Annotated in this window: 24 protein-coding genes and 1 pseudogene; 15 read left to right on the top strand and 10 right to left on the bottom strand. The window is 67.0% G+C overall.

Annotated elements, in window-relative coordinates; genetic code table 11:
* The first annotated feature begins 85 nt into the window (after positions 1 to 85).
* Entirely contained in the window at positions 86 to 1,669 is a 1,584-nt protein-coding gene (locus tag ACQI46_RS07375) for a DUF222 domain-containing protein (RefSeq protein ID WP_427093321.1), read from the top strand.
* A gap of 28 nt (positions 1,670 to 1,697) precedes the next feature.
* Here ACQI46_RS07375 and ACQI46_RS07380 read toward each other — a convergent pair whose 3' ends face one another.
* Genes ACQI46_RS07380 through ACQI46_RS07390 form a run of 3 tightly spaced genes read right to left on the bottom strand, consistent with a single transcriptional unit; the run spans position 1,698 to position 4,313 of the window.
* A complete protein-coding gene (locus tag ACQI46_RS07380) occupies positions 1,698 to 3,158 on the bottom strand; it encodes an aminotransferase class I/II-fold pyridoxal phosphate-dependent enzyme (protein ID WP_427093322.1) in 1,461 nt (486 codons plus the stop codon).
* A gap of 46 nt (positions 3,159 to 3,204) precedes the next feature.
* Positions 3,205 to 3,675, bottom strand: a complete 471-nt coding sequence (rnhA, locus tag ACQI46_RS07385; RefSeq protein WP_427093323.1) for a ribonuclease HI — start codon at positions 3,673 to 3,675, stop codon at positions 3,205 to 3,207.
* Entirely contained in the window at positions 3,672 to 4,313 is a 642-nt protein-coding gene (locus tag ACQI46_RS07390; RefSeq protein ID WP_427093324.1) for a glyoxalase, read from the bottom strand. Before ACQI46_RS07390 ends, rnhA begins: the two co-directional genes overlap by 4 nt.
* Before the next feature lie 54 nt (positions 4,314 to 4,367).
* Here ACQI46_RS07390 and ACQI46_RS07395 point away from each other — a divergent pair, with 54 nt between their 5' ends.
* Together ACQI46_RS07395 and ACQI46_RS07400 are read left to right on the top strand one after the other, a co-directional pair.
* Positions 4,368 to 5,015, top strand: coding sequence for a hypothetical protein (locus ACQI46_RS07395; RefSeq protein WP_427093325.1), 648 nt, complete (start codon positions 4,368 to 4,370; stop codon positions 5,013 to 5,015).
* A gap of 36 nt (positions 5,016 to 5,051) precedes the next feature.
* Positions 5,052 to 5,882, top strand: a complete 831-nt coding sequence (locus ACQI46_RS07400) for an LLM class F420-dependent oxidoreductase (protein WP_427093326.1) — start codon at positions 5,052 to 5,054, stop codon at positions 5,880 to 5,882.
* A 3-nt stretch (positions 5,883 to 5,885) separates the two neighbouring features.
* Here ACQI46_RS07400 and ACQI46_RS07405 read toward each other — a convergent pair whose 3' ends face one another.
* Entirely contained in the window at positions 5,886 to 6,173 is a 288-nt protein-coding gene (locus tag ACQI46_RS07405; protein ID WP_427093327.1) for a hypothetical protein, read from the bottom strand.
* Between the two features lie 29 nt (positions 6,174 to 6,202).
* Positions 6,203 to 6,916 (bottom strand): class I SAM-dependent methyltransferase, encoded by a 714-nt coding sequence (locus ACQI46_RS07410; RefSeq protein ID WP_427093584.1) that lies wholly within the window; start codon positions 6,914 to 6,916, stop codon positions 6,203 to 6,205.
* A 185-nt stretch (positions 6,917 to 7,101) separates the two neighbouring features.
* Between ACQI46_RS07410 and ACQI46_RS07415 the strand changes: the two genes are divergently transcribed.
* A complete protein-coding gene (locus ACQI46_RS07415) occupies positions 7,102 to 8,382 on the top strand; it encodes a glycosyltransferase (RefSeq protein WP_427093328.1) in 1,281 nt (426 codons plus the stop codon).
* Here ACQI46_RS07415 and ACQI46_RS07420 read toward each other — a convergent pair whose 3' ends face one another.
* Positions 8,383 to 9,255 (bottom strand): LLM class flavin-dependent oxidoreductase, encoded by an 873-nt coding sequence (locus ACQI46_RS07420; RefSeq protein WP_427093329.1) that lies wholly within the window; start codon positions 9,253 to 9,255, stop codon positions 8,383 to 8,385.
* A 79-nt stretch (positions 9,256 to 9,334) separates the two neighbouring features.
* Between ACQI46_RS07420 and ACQI46_RS07425 the strand changes: the two genes are divergently transcribed.
* The 7 genes and pseudogenes from ACQI46_RS07425 to ACQI46_RS07455 all read left to right on the top strand — a co-directional run bounded on the left by ACQI46_RS07425 (position 9,335) and on the right by ACQI46_RS07455 (position 12,716).
* A complete protein-coding gene (locus ACQI46_RS07425) occupies positions 9,335 to 9,718 on the top strand; it encodes a phage holin family protein (protein WP_427093330.1) in 384 nt (127 codons plus the stop codon).
* A 5-nt stretch (positions 9,719 to 9,723) separates the two neighbouring features.
* A pseudogene (locus ACQI46_RS07430) lies at positions 9,724 to 9,966 on the top strand (DNA-formamidopyrimidine glycosylase family protein); the annotation flags it as partial.
* Positions 9,967 to 10,113: 147 nt separating this feature from the next.
* The gene (locus tag ACQI46_RS07435) at positions 10,114 to 10,587 is read left to right on the top strand and encodes a zinc finger domain-containing protein (RefSeq protein WP_427093585.1); all 474 of its coding nucleotides are present in this window, start codon (positions 10,114 to 10,116) and stop codon (positions 10,585 to 10,587) included.
* A gap of 90 nt (positions 10,588 to 10,677) precedes the next feature.
* Positions 10,678 to 11,427: an SDR family oxidoreductase gene (locus ACQI46_RS07440; RefSeq protein ID WP_427093331.1), complete on the top strand. Its 750-nt coding sequence runs from the start codon at positions 10,678 to 10,680 to the stop codon at positions 11,425 to 11,427.
* A gap of 53 nt (positions 11,428 to 11,480) precedes the next feature.
* On the top strand, positions 11,481 to 11,747 hold the full coding sequence (locus ACQI46_RS07445; RefSeq protein WP_427093332.1) for a helix-turn-helix transcriptional regulator: 267 nt from the start codon (positions 11,481 to 11,483) through the stop codon (positions 11,745 to 11,747).
* Positions 11,748 to 11,764: 17 nt separating this feature from the next.
* Positions 11,765 to 12,295, top strand: a complete 531-nt coding sequence (locus ACQI46_RS07450) for a hypothetical protein (protein WP_427093333.1) — start codon at positions 11,765 to 11,767, stop codon at positions 12,293 to 12,295.
* Positions 12,296 to 12,350: 55 nt separating this feature from the next.
* Complete coding sequence (locus ACQI46_RS07455) at positions 12,351 to 12,716, top strand: hypothetical protein (RefSeq protein WP_427093334.1); 366 nt, start codon at positions 12,351 to 12,353, stop codon at positions 12,714 to 12,716.
* Between the two features lies 1 nt (position 12,717).
* Here the strand turns inward: ACQI46_RS07455 and pgi are convergent, their stop codons facing one another.
* Positions 12,718 to 14,367 (bottom strand): glucose-6-phosphate isomerase, encoded by a 1,650-nt coding sequence (gene pgi, locus ACQI46_RS07460; protein WP_427093335.1) that lies wholly within the window; start codon positions 14,365 to 14,367, stop codon positions 12,718 to 12,720.
* Between the two features lie 48 nt (positions 14,368 to 14,415).
* On the opposite strand from pgi, the gene ACQI46_RS07465 reads away from it, so the two are divergent.
* Positions 14,416 to 15,864 carry an NAD-dependent succinate-semialdehyde dehydrogenase gene (locus ACQI46_RS07465; RefSeq protein ID WP_427093586.1) on the top strand — a complete coding sequence of 483 codons (1,449 nt, stop codon included), beginning with the start codon at positions 14,416 to 14,418 and terminating at the stop codon, positions 15,862 to 15,864.
* Positions 15,865 to 16,042: 178 nt separating this feature from the next.
* Positions 16,043 to 18,085 (top strand): acyltransferase family protein, encoded by a 2,043-nt coding sequence (locus ACQI46_RS07470; protein ID WP_427093336.1) that lies wholly within the window; start codon positions 16,043 to 16,045, stop codon positions 18,083 to 18,085.
* On the opposite strand, the gene ACQI46_RS07475 is transcribed toward ACQI46_RS07470, so the two are convergent.
* On the bottom strand, positions 18,053 to 18,358 hold the full coding sequence (locus ACQI46_RS07475; protein WP_427093337.1) for a chorismate mutase: 306 nt from the start codon (positions 18,356 to 18,358) through the stop codon (positions 18,053 to 18,055). The genes ACQI46_RS07470 and ACQI46_RS07475 overlap by 33 nt on opposite strands.
* Before the next feature lie 202 nt (positions 18,359 to 18,560).
* On the opposite strand from ACQI46_RS07475, the gene pcrA reads away from it, so the two are divergent.
* Together pcrA and ACQI46_RS07485 are read left to right on the top strand one after the other, a co-directional pair.
* Positions 18,561 to 20,873, top strand: a complete 2,313-nt coding sequence (gene pcrA / locus ACQI46_RS07480) for a DNA helicase PcrA (protein WP_427093338.1) — start codon at positions 18,561 to 18,563, stop codon at positions 20,871 to 20,873.
* Positions 20,874 to 20,905: 32 nt separating this feature from the next.
* Positions 20,906 to 21,316, top strand: a complete 411-nt coding sequence (locus ACQI46_RS07485; protein ID WP_427093339.1) for a RidA family protein — start codon at positions 20,906 to 20,908, stop codon at positions 21,314 to 21,316.
* Here ACQI46_RS07485 and ACQI46_RS07490 read toward each other — a convergent pair.
* Entirely contained in the window at positions 21,313 to 21,945 is a 633-nt protein-coding gene (locus tag ACQI46_RS07490; RefSeq protein ID WP_427093340.1) for a hypothetical protein, read from the bottom strand. The two genes, ACQI46_RS07485 and ACQI46_RS07490, sit on opposite strands and share 4 nt — an antisense overlap.
* Positions 21,946 to 22,992, bottom strand: coding sequence for a M23 family metallopeptidase (locus ACQI46_RS07495; RefSeq protein WP_427093341.1), 1,047 nt, complete (start codon positions 22,990 to 22,992; stop codon positions 21,946 to 21,948).
* Positions 22,993 to 23,101 lie beyond the last annotated feature (109 nt).

The raw sequence follows: 23,101 nt of genomic DNA on the forward strand, positions 1-23,101 counted from the left end.
GGTCAGTGGGTTGTCGCGGTGCTCTCTACGGTCGCGCCGAGTGTCTGATCGCCCCTTCGACCGCCGATTTTTTGTCGGTGGTCGAATGTATGTTCGAAGTATGTCGGGTGGGGATTTGCAGGCCGCGGTTGCGGTGTTGCGTGCTGCATTTGAGGAGGTGGCCGCCTGTGATGTGGATTTGTTGACCCGACCCGAGCTGGTTGGCGCCCTCGATGAGCTGGAGGCGCTGGGGTGTCAGTTGCCCACGATGAGTCACCGTCTGCTGGCCCGGTTGCAGGCCGAGGCGACACCGCAGTCGATGGGGGCCAAGTCGTGGAAAGAAGTGTTGACCGTGCGGTGGCGCATCTCGGCGCGTGAGGCGCGCCGACGGTTGGCTGAAGCCGCGGTGTTGGCGCCGCGGCAGTCCTTGATCGGGCCCGCTTTGGAGCCGGTGTTGGCGGCGACTGCGGCTGCGCAGGCCCATGGGTTGATCAATGGTGAGCATGTCGAGGTGATCCGTCGGGCTGTTGATCGGTTGCCGGGTTTCGTCGACACGGCCACCCGTGAGCAGATCGAGGTGGATTTGGTGCGCACCGCGGCCGGGGTGGGGCCCAAGGAACTGCATGACGTCGCTGAGCGGGTTCTGTTTCTGTTGGATCAGGACGGCCCCGAGCCTGATGACACGGAACGCGCCCGTAAACGCGGGATCACGCTGGGTAAGCAGCGCGACGATGGAATGAGCGCTATCAACGGGGACTTGACGCCCGAGGCGCGGGCGGTGTGGGAAGCCATTTTCGCCAAGTTCGCCGCACCCGGGATGTGCAATCCCGACGACCCGCAGCCGTGTACCTCGGGCACTCCGTCGCAGGCCCAGATCGACACCGATTACCGCAGCCTGGCCCAGCGTCAGCACGACGCGCTGGTCGCGGTCGGGCGTATCGCGTTGATGAGCGGTGAGCTCGGTCAACTCAACGGTCTGCCGGTGTTGGTGATCATCCGCACCACCCTGCAGGATTTGGAGTCCCGGGCCGGGGTCGGCAGCACCGGCGGCGGCACCATCATGCCCATCAAGGACGTGATCCGGCTGGCCTCGCATGCTAACCACTACCTGGCGGTGTTCGACCGCGCGACCGGGTCCGCGCTGAATCTGTTCCGCACCCGACGGATAGCCTCACCGGCGCAGCGGATCATGCTGATCGCGCGTGACGGCGGCTGCACCAAACCCGGCTGCACCGTGAGTGCCTATGGCTGCCAAGCCCACCACGGGTCGGCCGACTACTCCAAGGGCGGCAACACCAACGTCGACGAACTCGCCCTGGCCTGCGGATCTGATAACCGCAGCGTCGACGAGGGCGGCTGGAGCACCCGAATCAACGACCGCTGCGAAGTCGAATGGATCCCACCACCCCAGCTGGATACCGGCCAGGCCCGCGTCAACTACTACCACCAACCCGAACGACTCCTCCGCCCATCCGACGGACCAGAAACCTTGAGCGACAGAGAGACTGGGGCGATCGTCGACGGCACCGAGGAGGCCGACCCGGGGCCGGACACCGAGCCGCCCCCCGACGGTAATGGGGCCAGCGACGCCGAGCCAGGCACCGAGCCGGGCACCGAGCCGCCCGCCGCCGCCACCGACGATCCCGATGAACCCGGCGGGCCCGCACCACCCGACAACCGGGTGGCTTGACTGATGGCGCCGCCATCGAATGCCAGCTTCAGGCGACCACTCGGAAGTGCTTCGCCTTGGGGTCGGTCGCGTCAGGCAGTGTCATTCCGGCCGCGGCCCCCGAACGCAGGTAGTCGATCACCGCATCGTTGAGTTGCTCCCCGGGCACCACCGCCGGGATGCCGGGCGGATACGGCGTGATCTGTTCTGCCGCAACGCGTCCCGTCGCCTTGTCGGCAGACACTATCTCGGTGGCGCCGAAAAACGCGTCGCGTGGTGCGATGACGGTCTCGAGCTGTAGCTCCTCCGGCGACGGCAGCGCGATCTTCGGCGGTGGCTCGAAATCCCTTGCGGCAGACCGCCATGACGCCAGCGCGTCCAACAGCCGACCGGTGGTGTGCCGATCGTCGGCGAACGACATGGTTGCCAACATGCGCCGATGGTCGCTCATGCCGAGATCGAGCATGCAATGCTCCCGCATCCAATCAACGCCCTGGTAGCCCGATGTACCGGTCGCTTCGATGTCGATGAGCACCTGCAATCGGTCGAGGTCATGGGAGGCCTGTTCGCCCAGCAACTCGCTGTCGAGCACCTCGATGTCCGGGATCTCCTCAATCCGCGCGCGGACGTCCTCGGCAAGCTCGAGCGCCGCACCCAGCAGGTCGTGTCCTCGCTCGACCATGTGCCGACGCCACGCGTCAAGTGCCGCGTACACCATCACGTTCGGACTCGTCGTCATCAGCAGGTCAGCGCACTTCGACAACTTCACCGGATCGACGAGGTCGCCCTGAATGTGGAACACCGAGCCCTGCTCGAAACCAGCGCCCATCTTGTGCACGCTGACCACGCAGACGTCGGCGCCGGCGTTCATCGCCCAGGTGGGCAGATCCTCGTGGAACGGCAGGTGCGCGCCCCAGGCCTCGTCGACGATCAGCGGCTTGCCCCGGCGGTGGCACACCTCGGCGATGCCTTCCAGATCGGCGCATGTGCCGTACGGGCTGGGACTGACAATCAGCGCACCCGCGGCGTCAGGATATTTCTCCCACGCCTGAGCGACCTGCTCCGGCGAGGGCGGATGGGAGAAGTGCCGCTCGGCGTCCCACTGCGGGGTGACCCAGCGCGGCTGCATACCGGACAGGATCAACCCCGCCACCACCGACTTGTGGCTGTCGCGGCCGAGCAACAGTCCGCCGCCGTGACCGCCGGCGACGGCCATCATCGCGGCCTTCACCGACAGCGAGCTGCCGCACGTGGAGAAGAACGTGCTCTGCGCGCCGACAGCCTCGGCCATCAGGTCTTCAGCGTCCGACAGGTAGCCGCCACGCGACATCCGATCGTCCAGTCCGCCGGAGGCCAGCACGTCGTCGCGGAACGGATCCTTGCCGAGGATCGCGAGCGCGCGTTCGTCGGCGCCGCGGCCCTGGCGGTGACCGGGCGGGCTGAAACCGTACCGTTCGCTGCGGTGGTAGTCGGCCAGTGCGTCGAGGAGAGGTGCCTTCGTCTGATCCACGCTCCTCGACTACCCCTATCGCGGATTGTGAACCGAGGGCGTGCGGTCAGACAGGCGCCGAAGCAGCCTCGATCGCCTCCTGCATCCCGCGCGTCGCGAGCACATCGGCCAGCTCGTTGTCGGCGACCCCCGAGTGTCCCTTCACCCAGAACCATTCGACTTGATGTGGCGCACAGGCCAATTGGAGCCGCTTCCACAGGTCGACGTTCTTCACCGGCTGCTTGGCGGCCGTCATCCAACCATTGCGTTCCCAGCCGAGCACCCACTTGGTGATGCCGTTACGGACGTACGTGCTGTCGGTGTACAGGTGCACCACGACGGGCCGTGTCAACGCCTCCAGCGCCATGATCGGCGCCGTCAACTCCATGCGGTTGTTGCTCGTCTGCGGCTCGCCACCGCACATCTCGCGCACATGCGTACGCTGGCGCAGCACCGCGCCCCAGCCGCCGGGCCCCGGATTGGGCCGGCAACCGCCGTCGGTGTGGATGATGACGGGCTCCTCGGTGGACGCGCTCATGGGCTCTGAGGATAAGGGGCCGAGATCATCGCCGTCCGTACCGACATTCCCAACTCGAGGTTCCGCAGCGTGGTGATCCGGCGGCCGGGCTGAACCGCGTCCTTCACCGGCGCGGCGTGGTCGCCGAAGAACGCCGCGGTGGCGTCGATGTCGGTGACGACGTAGGTGATGCCCCACAGGGTGGAGGGTCCGTCGCCTGCCGATTCGGGTTCGCCGACGACTTCCAGGACGACCTCTCCGAGGCGGTAGAAGAGTTGGCGGATCGACCGTCCGCCGAGCTCGGTGTCGCGCTCGCGGCGCAGGTCCATGCCGGCGGCGGCCAGGGACGCAGCCGTGCGCTGCAGATTCGGTGACATCAGGACGACGTGGTCGATGGCGGTGACGCCGTTGGCGTGTGATCCGGGTGCCGCCGGTTGCGTGTCGGAGCGGGTCGTGGGGATGCCGTCGAGGTCATCGGCGTGGTGGTTCGCGAGCCCGGCCAGCGACCAGCCGACGATCCCGGCACCCCCGTCGCGCCCGAGCAGTCGGATGCACACCCCGCCGACTCGGCACACGTCGTCGGGGCCGACGTCGAACCCGGACCCCGTCCACGCGTCGGCGGTATCGGCGACCCGCAGCTCGTGCAGCGAGACGGTCATCGGCCCAGGTTAGTTCGCCCGGTGATGTCAGTGCCCGCGCCTAGCGTGCAGGGCATGGGTAGGAGTGATGCCGTGTCGGTCGCGATGGTGGTGCCAACGCCGGAGCTGCTCCGGCAGATGCTGCAGCAGAAGCCGGCGTGCTGGTCGTGGGCTGCCTTCGCCTCGGTTCTTTTTCAACGCTGGGCCGCGTTGGAGGAGCGCAAAATTGCGCAGGTGTGCGACGTCCCGGTGGCTCCGAGTGTGCAGCTGCGCAGCGCTTCGGAGGTGGCGGAGTTCGTCACCGGGCAGATGCGCGGAACCGACGACATCGTCGTGCAGGTCAACGCGTTCCTGGGGTCGCCTGGGTTCGCCGGGGTGTTCGGTCGTGCCGATGAGAGCGACGCCGACGCGGACGGCATTCTCGCGGCCGCGGACTACGTCGCTGACTGCTACGAACGGCTGCTCGAGTTGGCCGAGCACTCCCGCAGACAGTCGGTCCCAGAGCAGTACACCGGCCTGCTCGCGGACTGCACCCGGTTTTCGAATCAGCACCTCCAGGACTTCTGCGGCTTCCTCAACGACGTGCTGGACCGCCTCGACGAGATGCAGAACCGGGTCATATTGGGTCAGAAGCCGAGCACCGGGGAACCCCTGAGGATGCGCACCATCACTGACGACCGGTTGATCTGGTCGATTCTTGATCGACTCCAGGCGATGTGGTGATCTCAGAGGGGACAGCGGCGCAGCAGGAGGTAGGCGATGAGGTTCGGGATATCGACGTTCGTCAACGACGACACCATCGATACCGTCACCTTGGCGAAAGCCGTCGAGGAACGTGGCTTCGACTCCTTGGTGGTCGCCGAGCACACCCACATCCCGGCCAGCCGCGAATCTCCTTATCCGGATGGCGGCGACCTGCCGAGCATCTACTACCGCACGCTCGACCCCTTCGTGACCCTCGCGGCCGCGGCCGCGGTCACGTCCCGCATCGAGCTGGTGACCGGCATCGCCCTGCTGATCCAGCGCGACCCCATCATCACCGCCAAGGAAGCCGCCAGCGTCGACCTCATCTCCAACGGACGGTTCGTGTTCGGCGTGGGGGCGGGCTGGAACATCGAGGAACTGCGTAACCACGGCACCGACCCGAAAACCCGGGGTGCGCTGCTCGACGAACGCATCGAAGCGATCAAGGCGCTGTGGACCGAGGAACCCGCCGAATATCACGGCAGATTCGTCGATTTCGACGCGTCGTACCTGCGGCCCAAACCGGTGCAGAAGCCGCATCCGCCCATCCTCATCGGCGGCAATTCCGATGCCACCGTCAAGCGCATCATCCGCCACGGGGCAGGGTGGATCTCCAACCCGTTGCCCGTCGACGAGTTGACGCGTCGTGTCGCGCAGATGCGTGACGGCGCCGGCCACGACGTCGCGTTGACGACGTTCGGCACCCCGGTCAAGCCCGACTACTGGGAAGCCTTGGAAGGTCTCGGCTACCGACAGGCCAACCTGCTGCTGCCCACCAAGCCGCGCGACGACTCGCTCAGGGTGCTCGACGACCTAGCCGAGCGGGTCGCCACATATCGGGGCTGACGATCAGTCGTCGTCCTTCTTGTCGGAGTCCTTCTTGTCGTCGTCGGACTTGTCCGAGTTCTTCTTGTCATCGGACTTGTCGTCGTCGGACTTGTCGTCATCGTCGTCCGAGTCGTCGTCTTTCGACGATGTGCCGACGAACTCGAGCACGGCCCAGTGGCTCGGCGACAGCAACACCGACCACTCTCCCTTTTTGCGGCCGAGCTTGAGCACGCCGTCGTCGAGGTCCCAGACGGTGTCGTCATCGTGTTGAGATTCTTGTCCATCGGAGTAGGTGAGTTTGAATGCCATGCAGCGGAATGCCCGCAAACCGATCCGAACTAAACCGACGGGCTGCGCGCCAAGAACGTATGCACGATGTTGCGCTGCCACCCCGGCACCGTCATCTGTTCAACATCGACAAAACCATTGCGGCGCAATCGATCCTGGAATGCGCCGACACCGTCGAATTCGTTGACGCTGCGTCGTAGATAGCGGTAGAGGCCCGCGTCGCCCGAACGGATCCTTCCCGCGGGAATGATCACCGCGGCGCAGACGGCGTTCCACAGCAGCGTCGCCGTCCGTGAATCGCGCACCGAGTACTCGTGCACCGCGAGAACCCCGCCCGGGCGTAGCAGCGCACAGAGCGACCGCAGCACTGGATCCGGATCGGGCAGATTGCGGACCAGGTACGCGGCCAGTATCCCGTCGAACGGACCCGACACACCCGACTCTGCGAGATCCTCGGCGAGGCTGTGAACGAAGGTGACTGTAGGCGGCCAATTTTTCGCCCTGGCTTCGGCGAGCATGCCGGACGAACCATCGACGGCGACGATCTCGGCGTGCGGCGCGACTCCGAGTAGTGCCGCCGTCGAGGCGCCGGTGCCGCACCCGATGTCCAGAAGCCGCAACCCCGCACCCTGGTCAGGCAGCGCCATTCGCTGAGCGGAGAGCGTGAGATGGTCGTGGTAGCCCGGATTGGCGCTGACCAGGACGTCGTAGGTCGTCGCCCCCGCGTCGAAGGCGCCAGGAACGTCGTAGCGACCGGCTGTCATCGCGTCCGACTCTACCGAGATCACGCCGCTCTGCATCGCAGTCGGCGGTATCCGCCAAAGAAGCTGTGCAGCAATCTTTTCGACGGGCACGTCGCGAATCACGCTACAGTCGACGAGTGTCAAGCACGATCACATCGAGCAGTCGGCAAGTTCGCAAGACGTCGACAGGAACGTAAGGACCAGGTTTGGCACGCTATCTCCTTGCCGCGACCCCACTGCGGGGCCACCTGGCGCCGATGCTCGTGATCGGGTCCGGTCTGCAGTCTCTGGGCCACCACGTCACCGTCCTGACCGGGGCATCGCTCACCGACAGCGTGCGTGCTGCAGGTCTGGACGTGGTCGCCCTGCCGGACAACGTGCGCATCGACCCGCCCGCGGCCGCGCCGATGCTGTTGCGCAACCTGCCCGCGCCGCTACGTCGCTTCTGGCTGGGGCGCGCCGAACTCCGCTCGGTGTTCGTCGAACCGCTGGTGGCCGAGGCACACGCATTGCGCGGGATCCTCGACGAGGGTCCTGTCGACGCCATCCTGGCCGATGTCACTTTCACCGGCGCGCTGGCGATCCTCCTGAGCGAAGCGCCGCGGGCCCCGATCGTGGCGTGCGGAGTCGCGCCGCTGACGTTGTCGAGCGTCGACACCCCACCGTTCGGCATGGCCTGGCAACCCCAACAGGGGGTGGACTACAGCCGGATGACGGCCGCCGCGCACCAGGTGATCATGCGCGACAGCCAGCGTGCGTTCGAGGCTGCGCTGCGCCGCGCCGGAGTTGACCGCGTGCCGGTCTTCATCAGCGACTGGCCGCGGCTGGCCGACGCGCTGGTGCAGTTGTCGGTGGCCGGCTTCGAATATCCGCGCTGCGACCTCCCCGACACCGTGGAGTTCGTCGGCCCGGCACTGCCGAGCCCGGACGACGCCTTCGAGAAGCCGTCGTGGTGGTCCGATCTCTTCGCCGCGTCGACCGTCGTCCTGGTCACCCAGGGCACGTTCGACAACACGGACCTCGACCAACTCATCACGCCGACCTTGCGCGGACTCGCCGACCTCGACGACGTCCTCGTGGTCGCCACCACCGGCGGGCGCGCAGGACAGGAGCTGCCGCAGCACGTTCCCGCCAACGCCCGGGTCACCGATTGGGTGCCGTACTCGGCGCTGATGCCGCACGTCGACGTGATGATCACCAACGGCGGCTACGGCGGTGTGCAGTACGCCCTGAGCCACGGCGTGCCGCTGGTGGTGGCGGGTGAGACGTCGGACAAGGCCGAGGTGGCCGCACGGGTGACCTACACCGGTGTGGGCGTCGACCTGAAAACGTCCACGCCCACACCGCAGGCGGTGCGTGCCGCGGTCGTGCAGGTCCGCGACGACAGGCGGTACCGCACTGCAGCTCAGCGACTGCGTGCCGAAATCGACTGCGCCACACCGATCGACACGATCGCGAACACACTCAAGCGCTGCAGCGATGCCTGACTACACCTTGGCGATGACGTTCTCGGCGAACATCTCCAGATTGCGGATCTTGGTGTCCAGCGGTTCGGTGTCCTGCCCCATGATGTAGGGAATCCGGAAGCCGACGATCACATCGGTGACGCCCTTGTCCTCCAGGCGCTTGATGCCGTCGGCGGTGTAGGCGTCGAGCGAGATCACGTGAATCTCGTAGTCCTCCTTGTCGGCGGTACCGGCTTCGTCGCGGAATTTGTCGAGCTTGCCCAGCAGCGCGTCGAGCTCCTCCGGGTCGCCGCCGCCGTGCATCCAGCCGTCGTTGCGGGCGGCGCGGCGTAGCGCGGCATCGGCGTGGCCGCCGATCAGGATCGGCACCGGCTTCGACGGCGCCGGCGTCATCTTCGTCTTCGGGATGTCGTAGAACTCGCCGTGGAACTCGAAGTACTCGCCGGAGGTCAGGCCGCGGATGATCTCGATGCACTCGTCCATGCGCTTGCCGCGCCGGGCGAACGGCACGTTCATCAACTCGTAGTCCTCCGGCCACGGGCTGGTGCCGACCCCGAGCCCGAGCCGGTTGTCGAACAACGCCGCCAGCGACCCGGCCTGCTTGGCCACCAGTGCCGGCGGCCGGATCGGCAGCTTGAGCACGAAATGGTTGAACCGCAACGTCGTGGTCACCGCGCACAGCGCCGCCGTCAGCACGAACGACTCGATGAAGGCCTTGCCGTCGAGGAACTCCCGATTGCCGTCCGGGGTGTAGGGATACGTCGAATCCGACTCGAACGGATAGGCGAGGCTGTCGGGAATCGTCATCGCGTGATAGCCGGCCGCTTCGGCCGCCTTGGCCAGCGGGATGTAGTACGTCGGGTCGGTCATCGCTTCGGCATAGGTGAAACGCACATCGCCTCCTGAATCGGGTGACCGAATACTAGAACGTGTTCTAGTCCGCTGGGGCCGAATGTCGGGTGATCATGGACCGATGACACCGTTTCTGCTGCGTGCTGCACTGACCGGACTCGCGCTGTGGGTGGTGACGCTGCTGGTGCCGGGCATCAGCTTCGTCGGCGGCGACACCGCGGTGACCCGAGTCGGGATCATCTTCGTCGTCGCGGTGATCTTCGGCCTGGTCAACGCGTTCATCAAGCCCGTCGTGCAGATCCTGTCGATCCCGCTCTACATCCTCACCCTCGGACTGTTCCACGTCGTGATCAACGCATTCATGCTGTGGCTGACCGCGTGGATCACCGAGCACACCACGCGCTGGGGTCTGGCGATCGACGACTTCTGGTGGACAGCGATCTGGGCGGCCATCGTGTTGTCGATCGTGAGCTGGGCGCTGTCGTTGATCATCAAGGCACACTGAGTGGTATGCCGGAGCTGCCCGAGGTCGAAGCGCTCGCCGATCACCTGCGTCGTCACGCGGTCGGACTGACCGTCGGCCGCGTCGACGTCGCCGCACTGTCGGTGCTCAAGACCTTCGACCCACCGCCCACGGCGCTGCACGGACAACAGGTCAGCGGCGCCGAGCGGTGGGGCAAGTATCTCGGCCTGCGGGCGGGCGAGTGGTATCTGATCACCCACCTCTCGCGCGCCGGGTGGCTGCGGTGGTCGGAAAAGCTCGCCGCCGCCCCACTGCGGCCGGGGAAAGGGCCGATCGCGCTGCGCGTGCACCTGGGCACGCCCGGCGAAGCGCCGGGTTTCGACCTCACCGAGGCCGGCACGCAGAAGCGGCTGGCGGTCTGGCTGGTCGACGACCCGATGAACGTGCCGCAGATCGCCGCACTCGGTCCGGACGCGTTGTCGCTGACGCCGGACGCGCTCGGCGCGGTGCTGGCCGGACAGTCGGGCCGGATCAAGACCGTCATCACCGACCAGAAGACGATCGCCGGCATCGGCAACGCCTACAGCGACGAGATCCTGCACGTGGCCCAACTGTCGCCGTTCGCGACGGCCAACAAACTCAGCGACGCCCAACTCGCCGACCTGCACGAAGCGATGATCTCGGTGCTCACCGACGCGGTGACGCGCCTGGTCGGACAGCAGGCCGCGACGCTGAAAGGGGAGAAGCGCTCAGGGCTGCGGGTGCACGCCCGCACCGGCCTGCCCTGCCCGGTGTGCGGGGACACCGTGCGGGAGGTGTCGTTCGCCGACAAGTCGTTCCAGTACTGCCCGACGTGTCAGACCGGCGGCAAGGTGCTCGCCGACCGTCGGATGTCCCGGCTGCTCAAGTAGCGCCGAACTTGCATTCCACGCGCGTCAACTTGCGACTTGACGCGCGTGGAATGCAAGTTCGGCGGAACACGGGGGCGTTACGCTGCCGCCATGACGCGGCAGAAGATTCTGATCACCGGCGCCAGCTCCGGACTGGGCGCAGGAATGGCCCGCAATTTCGCGGCCAAAGGCCGCGATCTGGCGTTGTGCGCCCGTCGTACTGACCGTCTCGACGAACTCAAAGCCGAGTTGCAGGCCCGTCACCCCGGCATCGCGATCGCTGTCGCAGCACTCGACGTCAACGACCACGAGCAGGTGCCCAAGGTGTTCGGCGCGCTGCGCGACGAGCTCGGTGGCCTCGACCGCGTCATCGTCAACGCCGGGATCGGCAAGGGTTACCCGCTCGGCGGCGGCAAGCCGTGGGCCAACAAAGCCACGATCGAAACCAATCTCGTGGCCGCCCTTGTGCAGATCGAGACCGCGGTGGAGATGTTCACGCAGGCCGGCGGCGGGCATCTGGTGCTCATCTCCTCGGTGCTGGGCAACGTCGGTCTGCCCGGCCACAAGGCCGCGTACTGCGCGAGCAAGGCGGGGCTGAGCTCGCTGGGGCAGTCGCTGCGCGCCGAACACGCGTCCGGGCCGATCAAGGTCACGGTGATCGAGCCCGGCTACATCGAGTCGGAGATGACCGCCAAGTCGAACACGACCATGCTCATGGTGGACAACGACACCGGCGTGCGGGCACTGGTCGCGGCCATCGAGAAAGAGAAGGGCCGCGCCGTCGTACCGGGATGGCCGTGGTGGCCGCTGGTCGAACTTCTGAAGGTGCTGCCCCCACGGTTCACGCATCGCTTCGCCTGACAAATCGATCGAGTTACTTGACAGATGGTTGGGTTTTCCTAACACTTGGTTAGGTGAGTCCTGTCAGGCGGGGAGAGGCGCGCCCCATTCACAACCGCATCGGGGTGCTGCGCGCCGAGCGCAAGATGTCTCGAGCGCAACTCGCGGAACTCATCGACGTCAACCCGCAGACCGTCGGCGCGTTGGAACGAGGCGACCACTACCCGAGTCTCGATCTCGCGTTCCGCATCTGCGACGTCTTCGAGCTGCCGGTGGAGGCCGTGTTCTCGCGTGAACCGTTCACCCCGTTGTCGGCCGAGCTCTACCGGAAGAACACCTGAACCTGAGGAGAATGCTCATGCCGAACACCGCCAACATCATCGACCGCTACCAGCAGCGCCGCACCGAGCGCTTCCTGAAAAGCGAACAGGCATACGCCAATTGGCTACCGTCCTGGCGCACCCAGCGGCGCCGCCGCATCCTGGTCGTCGGCATCGCCCTGAGCTTCGCGGTCATGGCCGTCGTCAGCGTCGTGTGCGCCTTCGGATACCGCGAAGCCGCGCTGATCTGGCTGCCCGCCACGATCGTTTTCTTCCCGCTGTGGCTGATGCTGCAGATAGTCTCCGGTCGCCAAGGTGACGCTCCGCTGGCCACCCTCGACGAATTCGAACTGGCCCAACGCAACAACGCCCGATCGATCGGCCTGACAGTCACTCAGAACCTCATGCTGCTGCCGATCTTCTATCTCATATTCGGAGCGGTGATCACCGACTTCGACGACGGCAACATCGCCTACGCCGGGGGGCTGATGGCCATCACCGTGCTGCTCATCGGCGGATGCCTGCCGGCGATGATCCTGGGATGGACGCGACCCGATCCCGACGCCTGAGCATTCGGGACCTGCATCGGTAGTGTGGTCAGCCGTAGCCGTAGAAAGGAATGCGATGCTCTCCCTGACCATCTGGACCGGAGGACTGCTCGTCGCGACCGGCGTGATCGCCTACATCGCCAGTGGAGCGGTCAGCATCACCGCACTGATCCCAGCATTCGTCGGAGTCCTGCTGCTCATTGCCGCGCTGATCGGGCGGCGCTCCGACCGGGCCCGTCAGCACGCGATGCATGCGGCACTCGCGATCGCGCTGCTCGCCGCGCTCGGTGCGCTGCGGAACGTGTTCGGTCTCGGCGAGGTCTTCGCGGGCACCGCCGAACGTCCCGCCGCCGTGATCACCAGCACGATCATGTTCGTCCTGCTGCTGGTGTACCTGGCGCTGGGTGTGCGCTCGTTCATCCAGGCACGCGCCGCACGCTGAGTCAGACGCTGCGACCACGCTGCGCGCGGTACTTGCGGACCAGGGTGTCCGTCGACGAATCCGACTGTTCAGCAGGGGATTCGGTGTCCGTGAGTACCGGCAACAGCGCCTTGGCCTGGGTCTTGCCCAGCTCCACACCCCACTGGTCGAACGAGTCGATGCCCCAGATGACCCCTTCGACGAACACCTGGTGTTCGTAGAGCGCGATCAACTGTCCGACCGTCGACGGCGTCAACTTGCCGGCGAGGATTGAGGTGCTGGGCCGGTTGCCCGGCATCACCTTGTGCGGGACCACATCTGAGGGTGTGCCGTCGGCCGTGATTTCGTCGGCCGTCCTGCCGAACGCCAGCACCTGGGTTTGCGCGAAGAAGTTGCTCATCAACAGGTCGTGCATGCTGCCGGTGCCATCGGCGGTCGGCAGGTCATCGGTGGGTTCGCCGAACCCGATGAAGTCCGCAGGCACCAGTCGGGTGCCCTGATGCAGCAGCTGGTAGAACGCGTGCTGGCCATTGGTGCCGGGCTCGCCCCAAAAGATCTCGCCGGTGTCCGAGGTGACGGGAGTGCCGTCGGCGCGCACCGACTTGCCGTTGGACTCCATCGTCAGCTGCTGCAGATACGCGGCGAAGCGGGCCAGGTCATTCGAATAGGGCAGAACCGCACGGGTTTCGGCGCCGAAGAAGTTGTTGTACCAGAGTCCGATCAACCCCAGTAGCACCGGCGCATTGGCCTCCAGCGGCGCGGACCGGAAGTGCTCGTCCACCAGACGGAACCCCTCGAGAAATTCCGCGAAACGTTCCCGGCCGATGGCTGCTATCACCGAGAGCCCGATGGCCGAATCCACCGAATACCGGCCGCCCACCCAATCCCAGAAGCCGAACATGTTCGCGGTGTCGATACCGAACTCGGAGACCAGCTTTGCGTTGGTGGACACGGCGACGAAATGCTTGCTGACGGCGTCGTCCCCGAGTGCGTCGGTGAGCCAGCGCCGTGCTGCCGTCGCGTTGGTCAGCGTCTCGAGGGTGGAGAACGTCTTCGATGCGATCACGAAAAGCGTTGTGGCCGGGTCGAGTCCGTCGAGCTTGGCGACCAGGTCGGCCGGGTCGACGTTGGACACGAAGCGGGCCGAAATGCCGGCGTCGGCGTAGTGCCGCAGCGCCTGATACACCATCACCGGACCCAGATCCGAGCCGCCGATACCGATGTTGACCACCGTGGTGATGCGTTGGCCCGTCGCACCCTGCCACTCGCCGCTGCGCAACCGGTCGGTGAAATCGCCCATCCGGTCGAGCACCTCGTGCACGTCGGCGACCACGTCCTGACCGTCGACCGACAACGACGCATCCCGCGGCAGGCGCAGCGCAGTGTGCAGCACCGCCCGGTCCTCGGAGGTGTTGATGTGCGCGCCGGCGAACATCGCGTCGCGCTTGGCGGGCAGATCGGCTGCGCGTGCCAGATCGGTGAGCAGGCGCAATGTGTCGCGCGTGACGCGGTGCTTGCTGTAGTCGATGTACAGGTCACCGACCGTCATCGCCAACTCGGTGCCGCGACTCGGGTCTTCGGCGAACAACTCCCGGAGATGCGTGGCGCCGATGTCGTCGTGATGGCGCGACAGCGCCTGCCATTCGGGTGTGGCGGTGATGTCAGAGCCCATGTGCAGAACATTAGTGCGATCACTTGGGGGAAGGTGTATGACGTGGATATGGACACCGCGACGTTGTTGAAGTCAGTTCCCACCGGCCTGTGGATCGGCGGTGAGGAACGCGAAGGGACGTCGACGTTCAATGTGCTCGACCCCAGCGACGACGAAGTGCTGACCGCCGTCGCCGACGCCACCGCCGACGACGCCGTCGCCGCGCTGGATGCCGCCTGTGCGGTCCAGGCCGAGTGGGCGGCGACGCCGGCGCGCAAGCGCGGGGAGATTCTGCGTTCGGTCTTCGAGGCGATCACCGAACGTGCGGACGATATCGCCGCGCTGATGACCCTGGAAATGGGCAAGGTGCTCGCCGAGAGCAAGGGCGAGGTGACCTACGGCGCGGAGTTCTTCCGCTGGTTCGCCGAGGAAGCCGTCCGCATCGAGGGCCGCTACACCCACAGCCCGGCCGGGACAGGCCGCATCCTCGTGACCAAACAGGCCGTCGGCCCCTGCTACGCGATCACCCCCTGGAACTTCCCGCTCGCCATGGGCACCCGCAAGATGGGCCCGGCGTTCGCCGCCGGCTGCACGATGATCGTCAAGCCCGCCCAGGAAACGCCGCTGACCATGCTGCTGCTGGCCAAGCTGATGGACGAGGCCGGACTGCCCAAGGGTGTGTTGTCGGTGCTGCCCACCAGCAGCCCGGGACCGGTCACCGAGACGCTGGTCAACGATGGACGGCTGCGCAAGCTCACGTTCACCGGCTCCACCGGCGTGGGCAAGTCGCTGGTCAAGCAGTCGGCCGACAAGCTGCTGCGCACCTCGATGGAGTTGGGCGGCAACGCCCCGTTCATCGTGTTCGACGACGCCGACATCGACGCCGCAGTCGACGGCGCGGTACTGGCCAAGATGCGCAACGGCGGCGAGGCGTGCACCGCGGCCAACCGCTTCCACGTCGCCAATGCGGTCCGTGAGGAGTTCACCGACAAGCTCGTCAAGCGGATGAGCGAATTCACCCTCGGCAAGGGCCTCGACGAATCCTCTAAGCTCGGGCCGCTGATCAATGCCAAGCAGGTCGCCACCGTCACCGAGCTCGTCTCCGACGCCGTCTCGCGCGGAGCGACCGTCGCCATCGGCGGTGTCGCGCCCAGCGGACCCGGCAACTTCTACCCGGCCACCGTGCTGACCGACGTGCCCGCCGACGCCCGCATCCTCAAAGAAGAGGTCTTCGGACCCGTCGCGCCGATCACCGGCTTCGACTCTGAAGAGGACGGCATCGCCGCGGCCAACGACACCGAGTACGGGCTGGCGGCCTACGTCTACACACAGTCGCTGGACCGCGCACTGCGTGTCGCCGAAGCACTGGAGTCGGGGATCGTCGGCATCAACCGCGGAGTCATCTCCGACGCGGCGGCACCGTTCGGCGGCATCAAGGAATCCGGCTTCGGCCGCGAGGGCGGCACCGAGGGCATCGAGGAGTACCTCGAGACCAAGTACATCGCTCTAACCAACTAGTCGGCCCGTTCCTCTCCGCGAGCAGACGCGAACTCACCCGAAATGGGCCCGAATTGGGGGAGTTCGCGTCTGCTCGGCAAGCCTCGCGCGCGCCTCCCCGGTTCGGCCCCGCCGCGCCCATAGACTTCCTTGCTCGTAGTCGGACGCTTGCAGTCGGACAGGAGGAGGACCCCAGGACGTGACAGCCGTGAGTGCGGCGCCGATCCGTGTGGGGCCGCGCCGCTATGTCGGTCCCGGTCAAGTCATTCCGGCGCTGGACGGGGTGCGGGCACTCGCCGTCGCACTGGTGCTCGCCGCACACGGCGGCGTGCCGGGATTCTCCGGCGGGTTTCTGGGCGTCGACGTCTTCTTCGTGCTCAGCGGCTTCCTAATCACCTCGCTGCTCATCGACGAGGTCGGCCGCACCGGCCGAATCGGGTTGAAGGGCTTCTGGATCCGCCGCGCCCGCCGCCTGCTGCCCGCGCTGCTGGTGATGGTGCTGACCGTGGTGATGGTGCGCGAACTGTTCGCCTCGGAGTCGACGGAAGGTCTGCGCGCCGAAGCGGTCGCCGCGTTCTTCTGGGTCTCGAACTGGGTGTTCGTCGCCGACCAGACCGACTACTTCTCGCAGGGCGCTCCGCCATCACCGCTACAGCACACCTGGTCGCTGGGCGTCGAAGAGCAGTACTACGTGCTGTGGCCGCTGCTGCTGGCCGCGGTCGTGGCCGGCCTGGCCGCCCTCGCGTACCGCCGTGGTGTGCCGTTGTCGATCCGCGCGGTGCGGGTGGCGGTGCTGGTGATCGCGACGCTCGGCTGCCTCGCATCGGCGACCGCGACCGTGCTGTTCACCACCGAGGAGTCCCTCAACCGCGTCTACTTCGGCACCGACACCCGCGCGCAGGCGCTGCTCATCGGCGCCGCCGCGGCCGCGCTGCTGGTCCGTGACTGGCGCGGCATGACCGCCGGCCTGGAAATCCTGCGCACCCGGTGGGCTCGCTGGGTCGCCCGGATCCTTCCGGCCATCGGGCTGGTGATGCTGGTGACCGCGGCACGCTTCGCCACCGGCAGTGCCGAGGAGTTCCGAAGCGGGTTGCTGATCATTGTCGCGCTGGCCGCGATACTGGTGATCGCGCCGGTGGCGCTGGCACAGGACGGCCCGGTGGCGAAGGTGTTGTCGATGCCGCCGCTGGTCGGGCTCGGCGCCATCTCCTACGGCGTGTACCTGTGGCACTGGCCGATCTTCCTGGTGCTCAACGGGGAACGAACCGGCTCGGAAGGGTGGCAGCTGTTCGCGCTGCGCTGCGCGGCGACAATCGCCGTCGCGGCGGTGTCGTGGTGGCTGATCGAGCAGCCGATCCGCGAGTGGCGGCCGCGGCTGGTGCCGATGCTGCCGCTGGCGGCGGCGACCGCGTCGACCGCGGCCGTCGTCACGCTGACCGTCATGCCGCCCGGCGTCACCGCGCCGCGAGCGCCGGATCCGTTGATCGACTCCGCGGCGCTGGTGGCCCCCGAGGTGCCGGTGGCGGTGACGCGGACGCCGCAGGCCCACGCGCCCGGGGACCTGCAGGTCGCGGTGTTCGGTGATTCGATCGCGTGGACGCTGATGCGGTATCTGCCCGACACCCCGGGTGTGCGGTTCGGCGACTACACCACGATCGGCTGCGGCATCGCGCGCGGCGGACCGTACGAATACGTCGGCCAGGAGCTGAACCAGAAGCCCGAGTGCGATGCGTGGCCCAGCCGTTGGGCCCAGCGCATCAACCACGCCAAGCCGGATGTGGTGCTGCTGGTCGTGGGCCGCTGGGAGGTCGTCGACCGGATGAACGAGGGCCGGTGGACCCACATCGGCGAGCCCGGCTACGACGCCTACCTGCGCGCCGAGCTGCGTCGTGCCCTCGACATCCTGGGCTCGACGGGCGCCCGCATCGTCGCGACCACCGAGCCGTACAACCGGCGCGCCGAGAAGCCGGACGGCAGCCTGTACCCCGAAGACCAGCCCAAGCGCGTCGAACGCTGGAATGAGCTGCTGCGCAGCGTGGTTGCCGAGCACCCGAACGCCTCGGTGCTCGATCTCAACCGCAAGCTCAGCCCGAACGGCTACTACCAGACCCGGGTCGACGGCATCCGGTTGCGCAGCGACGGCGTGCACCCGACACCGGAGGCCGTCGAGTGGCTGACGCCCTGGCTGGTGGAGGGGCTCAAGCCGCTGTCAGTGACCGAGCCGGCCGCGGCCCAGCCGTAGCAGCAGCATCGCGAGGTTCTTGCCCTCGGGACCCAGCTCGCTGTAGCGCTCGATGACCTTCATCTCCCGGCTGTGCACCAGTCGGGTGCCGCCGGAGGCCATCCGGGCCTTGCCGATCATCTGCGACACCTCGGTGCGGCGCTTGACCGCTTCCAGAATCTCGGCGTCGAGACGGTCGATCTCTTTGCGCAACTCGTCGATATCGGGCACCTGGGTGGTCTCCGTCGTCATCTCGTGGTCCTCCGGATTCTCGTCGTGAAGGCCGGGCCTCATCCGGTGTCGGGCCTCACAAGAGACGAGCCCCGGGTCGCCGGAAGCGGACCGCGGGGCTGAGGGGAAAGCAGCTAAGCCACGGGCACCGCTGTCGGGTACCCGTAGATAAATCGCCACTGCGCGCGAAGCACTCGTCGAGTGTGCCACTACCCGCCGTGCCAGCGCAAAGAGTGTCGGCGGGCAGCGGTAGGTTGGTAACGATATGACTTCGCTTTACCCCGCCACCAGCACCGACGAGCTGCTCGAGGGTCTCAATCCGCAGCAGCGCCAAGCCGTCCTGCACGAGGGCTCGCCGCTGTTGATCGTCGCCGGCGCCGGCTCCGGCAAGACCGCCGTGCTGACCCGCCGCATCGCCTACCTGTTGGCGGCGCGCGACGTCGGGGTGGGGCAGGTTCTGGCCATCACGTTCACCAACAAAGCCGCCGCCGAGATGCGCGAACGTGTGGCCGCGCTGGTCGGGCCGCGGGCCCGCAACATGTGGGTGTCGACGTTCCATTCCACCTGCGTGCGCATCCTGCGCAATCAGGCCTCGCTGTTACCCGGGCTGAACTCCAACTTCTCGATCTACGACGCCGACGACTCCCGCCGGCTGCTGCTGATGATCGGCAAGGACATGGGGCTCGACACCAAGAAGCACTCCCCGCGACTGCTGGCCAACGGCATCTCCAACCTGAAGAACGAGCTCATCGGTCCCGAGCAGGCCGCGGCCGAAGCGTCCGAGGCCGCCGACGATCTGGCACGGATCATCGCCGAGGTGTACGGCGAGTACCAACGCCGGCTGCGCGCGGCCAACGCCCTGGACTTCGACGACCTGATCGGCGAGACCGTCGCGGTGCTGCAGGCGTTCCCGCAGATCGCCCAGTACTACCGCCGCCGATTCCGCCACATCCTGGTCGACGAGTACCAGGACACCAACCATGCGCAGTACGTGCTGGTGCGCGAACTCGTCGGGACCGAGGTCGTCGACGGGGTGCCTCCCGCCGAGCTGTGCGTCGTCGGTGACGCCGACCAGTCCATCTACGCGTTCCGCGGTGCCACCATCCGCAACATCGAGGACTTCGAGCGCGACTTTCCCAACGCCACAACGATTCTGCTGGAACAGAACTACCGCTCCACCCAGACCATCCTCAACGCCGCCAACGCCGTCATCGCCCGCAACACCGGCCGGCGGGAGAAGCGATTGTGGACCGACGCCGGTGAGGGTGAACTGATCGTCGGCTACGTCGCCGAGAACGAACACGACGAAGCCCGTTTCGTCGCCCAGGAGATCGACGCGCTCGCCGACGCCGGCAACGGTTTCAGCTACAACGACGTCGCGGTGTTCTACCGCACCAACAACTCCTCGCGCGCCATCGAAGAGGTCTTCATCCGCGCCGGCATCCCGTACAAGGTCGTCGGCGGTGTCCGGTTCTACGAGCGCAAGGAGATTCGCGACATCGTCGCCTACCTGCGGGTGCTCGACAACCCCGGCGACTCGGTGAGCATGCGGCGCATCCTCAACACCCCGCGCCGCGGCATCGGCGACCGCGCCGAAGCCTGCGTGGCTGTCTATGCCGAGAACACCGGCGCCAACTTCAACGACGCCCTGCTCGCGGCCGCCGAGGGCAAGGTGCCGATGCTCAACACCCGTTCTGAGAAGGCGATCAAAGGCTTCGTCGACCTGCTCGACGACTTGCGTGGCGGTCTCGACGGGGAACTCGGCGACCTGGTCGAAACGGTCCTCGACCGCACCGGCTACCGCGCCGAACTCGAATCGTCCAACGATCCGCAGGACCTGGCCCGGCTCGACAACCTCAACGAATTGGTCTCGGTGGCACACGAATTCGCCATCGACCTGGCCAACGCGCGTGCGCTGGCCGACGAGGAGCCGCAGGACGAAGACATCCCGGACACCGGGGTGCTCGCGTCATTCCTCGAGCGCGTCTCCCTGGTCGCTGACGCCGACGACATCCCCGAGCACGGCGCGGGCGTGGTGACGCTGATGACCCTGCACACCGCCAAGGGCCTGGAGTTCCCGATCGTGTTCGTGACCGGCTGGGAGGACGGGATGTTCCCGCACATGCGGGCGCTCGGCGACCCGGTCGAGCTGTCGGAGGAACGGCGCCTGGCCTACGTCGGCATCACCCGCGCCCGTCAGCGGCTGTACCTGAGCCGCGCCAAGGTGCGCTCGTCCTGGGGGCAGCCGATGCTCAACCCGGAGTCCCGCTTCCTGCGCGAGATCCCGCAGGAACTCATCGACTGGCGTCGCACCGAGGCGCCGCAGTCCCGGTTCTCAGCTCCGGTCGGCAACGCGGGCCGCTACGGCACACCGCGGCCCGCGCCGGGGCGCGCGTCGGCCGGTAAGCGTGCGCTGATCGTGCTCGAACCGGGGGACCGCGTCACCCACGACAAGTACGGGCTGGGCCGCGTCGAGGAAGTGTCCGGTGTCGGTGAGTCGGCCATGTCGCTGATCGACTTCGGCAGCGCCGGCCGGGTGAAGTTGATGCACAACCACGCACCCATCAGCAAGCTCTAGCTGTATTCGGCGGGCCAAGCCAAGATCATCACATGCCGACCGCCGTCCGACTCATCCGCTCGTCCACGCTGTCCGATGTCGCCGAGTACGCCTATGCGGCAACTGCTCCCGCGAATGCCAGGTTGATCTTCTTGGCGGGCGCCTGCCCGCTCAACGACGACGGCACGACCGCCGCGGTCGGGGACTACCCGGGGCAGGCCGCGGCGTGCGTCGAGACGTTGAGGCGGGCGCTGGCTGATGCCGGGGCCGCCCTGCAGGACGTGATCAGCACCCGGGTACTCGTCGCGTCCACCCAGCAGCAGGACCTTGTCGCCGCATGGGAAGTGGTCCGTGACGCATTCGGCGACCACGACGTGCCCAGCACGCTCCTCGGGGTGACGGTTCTCGGGTACGACCACCAGCTCGTGGAGATCGAGGCGGTCGCAGCCGTCGTCGATCCCTAGACGCGGGCCCAGCGTCCCGTCTGGGGAAGCGCGGCGAGTCCGACGGTGATGACCGGCAGCAGTGGCAGCGCATAGACCACGCCCGGCAGGTCGGCTCCGGCCACGAACAGGCCCGCGAACATCAGTAGCGCCACGACCGCGCCCACAACGATCAGCAACCGGCCGGTACGTTGCCGCAGCAGCATCATGATCAGGCCCGTGATGTTCGCTGCGGCCGAGATGGCGGTGAGGAAACCCATCGCGACGCAGAACAGCGGGTCGGTGCTCCACCAGCCGGTGATCAGATCGGTGGCGATGACGGCCGTCGCCCAGCCGGACAGGATGGCCATGACGGCCGTGGCGATCGCCGCCCACGGATTCGTCCGCGTCCGATGCGGCGCGACGGTTACACGCGGAACCAGACTGGTCGGCGGCTCGTGCGTTCGATGCTCCTCGCGCAAGCGCTCGTCGGTGGTTCGATGCTCCTCGCGCAAGCGCTCGTCGTGCGAAACGGGGAGGGCGCCGGTCGGATGGCGACGGATGATCCCGGTCGCGGGCTCCGCGGATGCGTCGCGCGGAGCGCGACGGAGAATGCGGGTTTCTGCGTCGGAGTCGGGAGCGTCAGCAGACGGGTGATCGTCGCGGGCCACTCAGCCAAAGTAACTGCCGGGGGCCAGCCCCCGCTTGGACAACCAACCCACCGGGTCGACGCGCGTGCCGCCGAGGTGGACCTCGAAATGCAGGTGCGGACCCGTCGAGTTGCCCGTGTTGCCCATCTTGGCGATCTGGTCGCCGGCCATCACGCGGTCGCCGACGTCGACCAGGATCGAGCTGTTGTGCCCGTACAGGGTCACGGTGCCGTCGGAGTGCCGCAGCTTCACCATGTTGCCGTAGCCGCCTTCGGCGCCGGCGGCGATGACGACGCCGTCGGCCGCCGCCAGAATCGGAGTCCCGATCGCGTTGGCGATGTCGATGCCGGCATGCAGCACACCCCAGCGGTAGCCGAAGCCGGAAGTCCACACGCCGCGGGTGGGCATGGCGTACTGGGGGCGCGCCAGCCGGGCTTCACGCTCGGCGCGTTCCTGGGCGAACGCGGCCGCCTTGGTGATCTCCTCGGCGTGCACCGCCGACGACGCGGCCGGGGTGACCGTGACGATCTGCATGCCGCCGGCCGAGCCGGAGGCGGCGTCGGCGACGCCGGTCATCGTCGGCGCGGACGCCAGCACCGTGCCGCTCGCGTCCTCCTGCGCACTGTTGGTGACCGTGTACGCGCCGGCCGCCGTGGCGCCGACGGCCATCGCGGCGACCATCAGGCGGCCCTTGACCGGCACTTCCTGCTTGCGGTGCGCACCGCCCCGGCGGCCCCGCATGTCGATGATGTCGGTCTTGGCGGTGCCGTCGCTGAGGTCGGTGTGACTGTCGCGGTAGGCGCGCGTCGACGTCGACTTCGCGTCGGTTTGGAATTCGGCGGGCACGGCAAGTCGCAGCGGAGCGAGGTCGTCGGTGTCGGTCAGATCATCGAGTTCCGGCGCGTGGATCACCTGCGCTTCGCGGTCGAACGCGGCGTGGGGGAGAACGTCGAGGTCCGAGAAATCGTCCATCGGACCGAACTCATTGAACGGAATGATGTCGGTGATCTCGCTGGGACCAGGTGCTGCGACGGCTACAGAAGGCCGAGGCGAGCGATGCTGAGGCAACCTGAAAAGTCCTTGTCGTCGTGATCAGACCGTTACTAAGACCAGTGGACGTTAACCAAATTCCAATCCGCGCGGCAACCCGAGCGCCGGATCACTTCGCGAATGTGAC

Source organism: Mycobacterium sp. SMC-4, from assembly GCF_050205565.1.
GTDB lineage: Bacteria > Actinomycetota > Actinomycetes > Mycobacteriales > Mycobacteriaceae > Mycobacterium.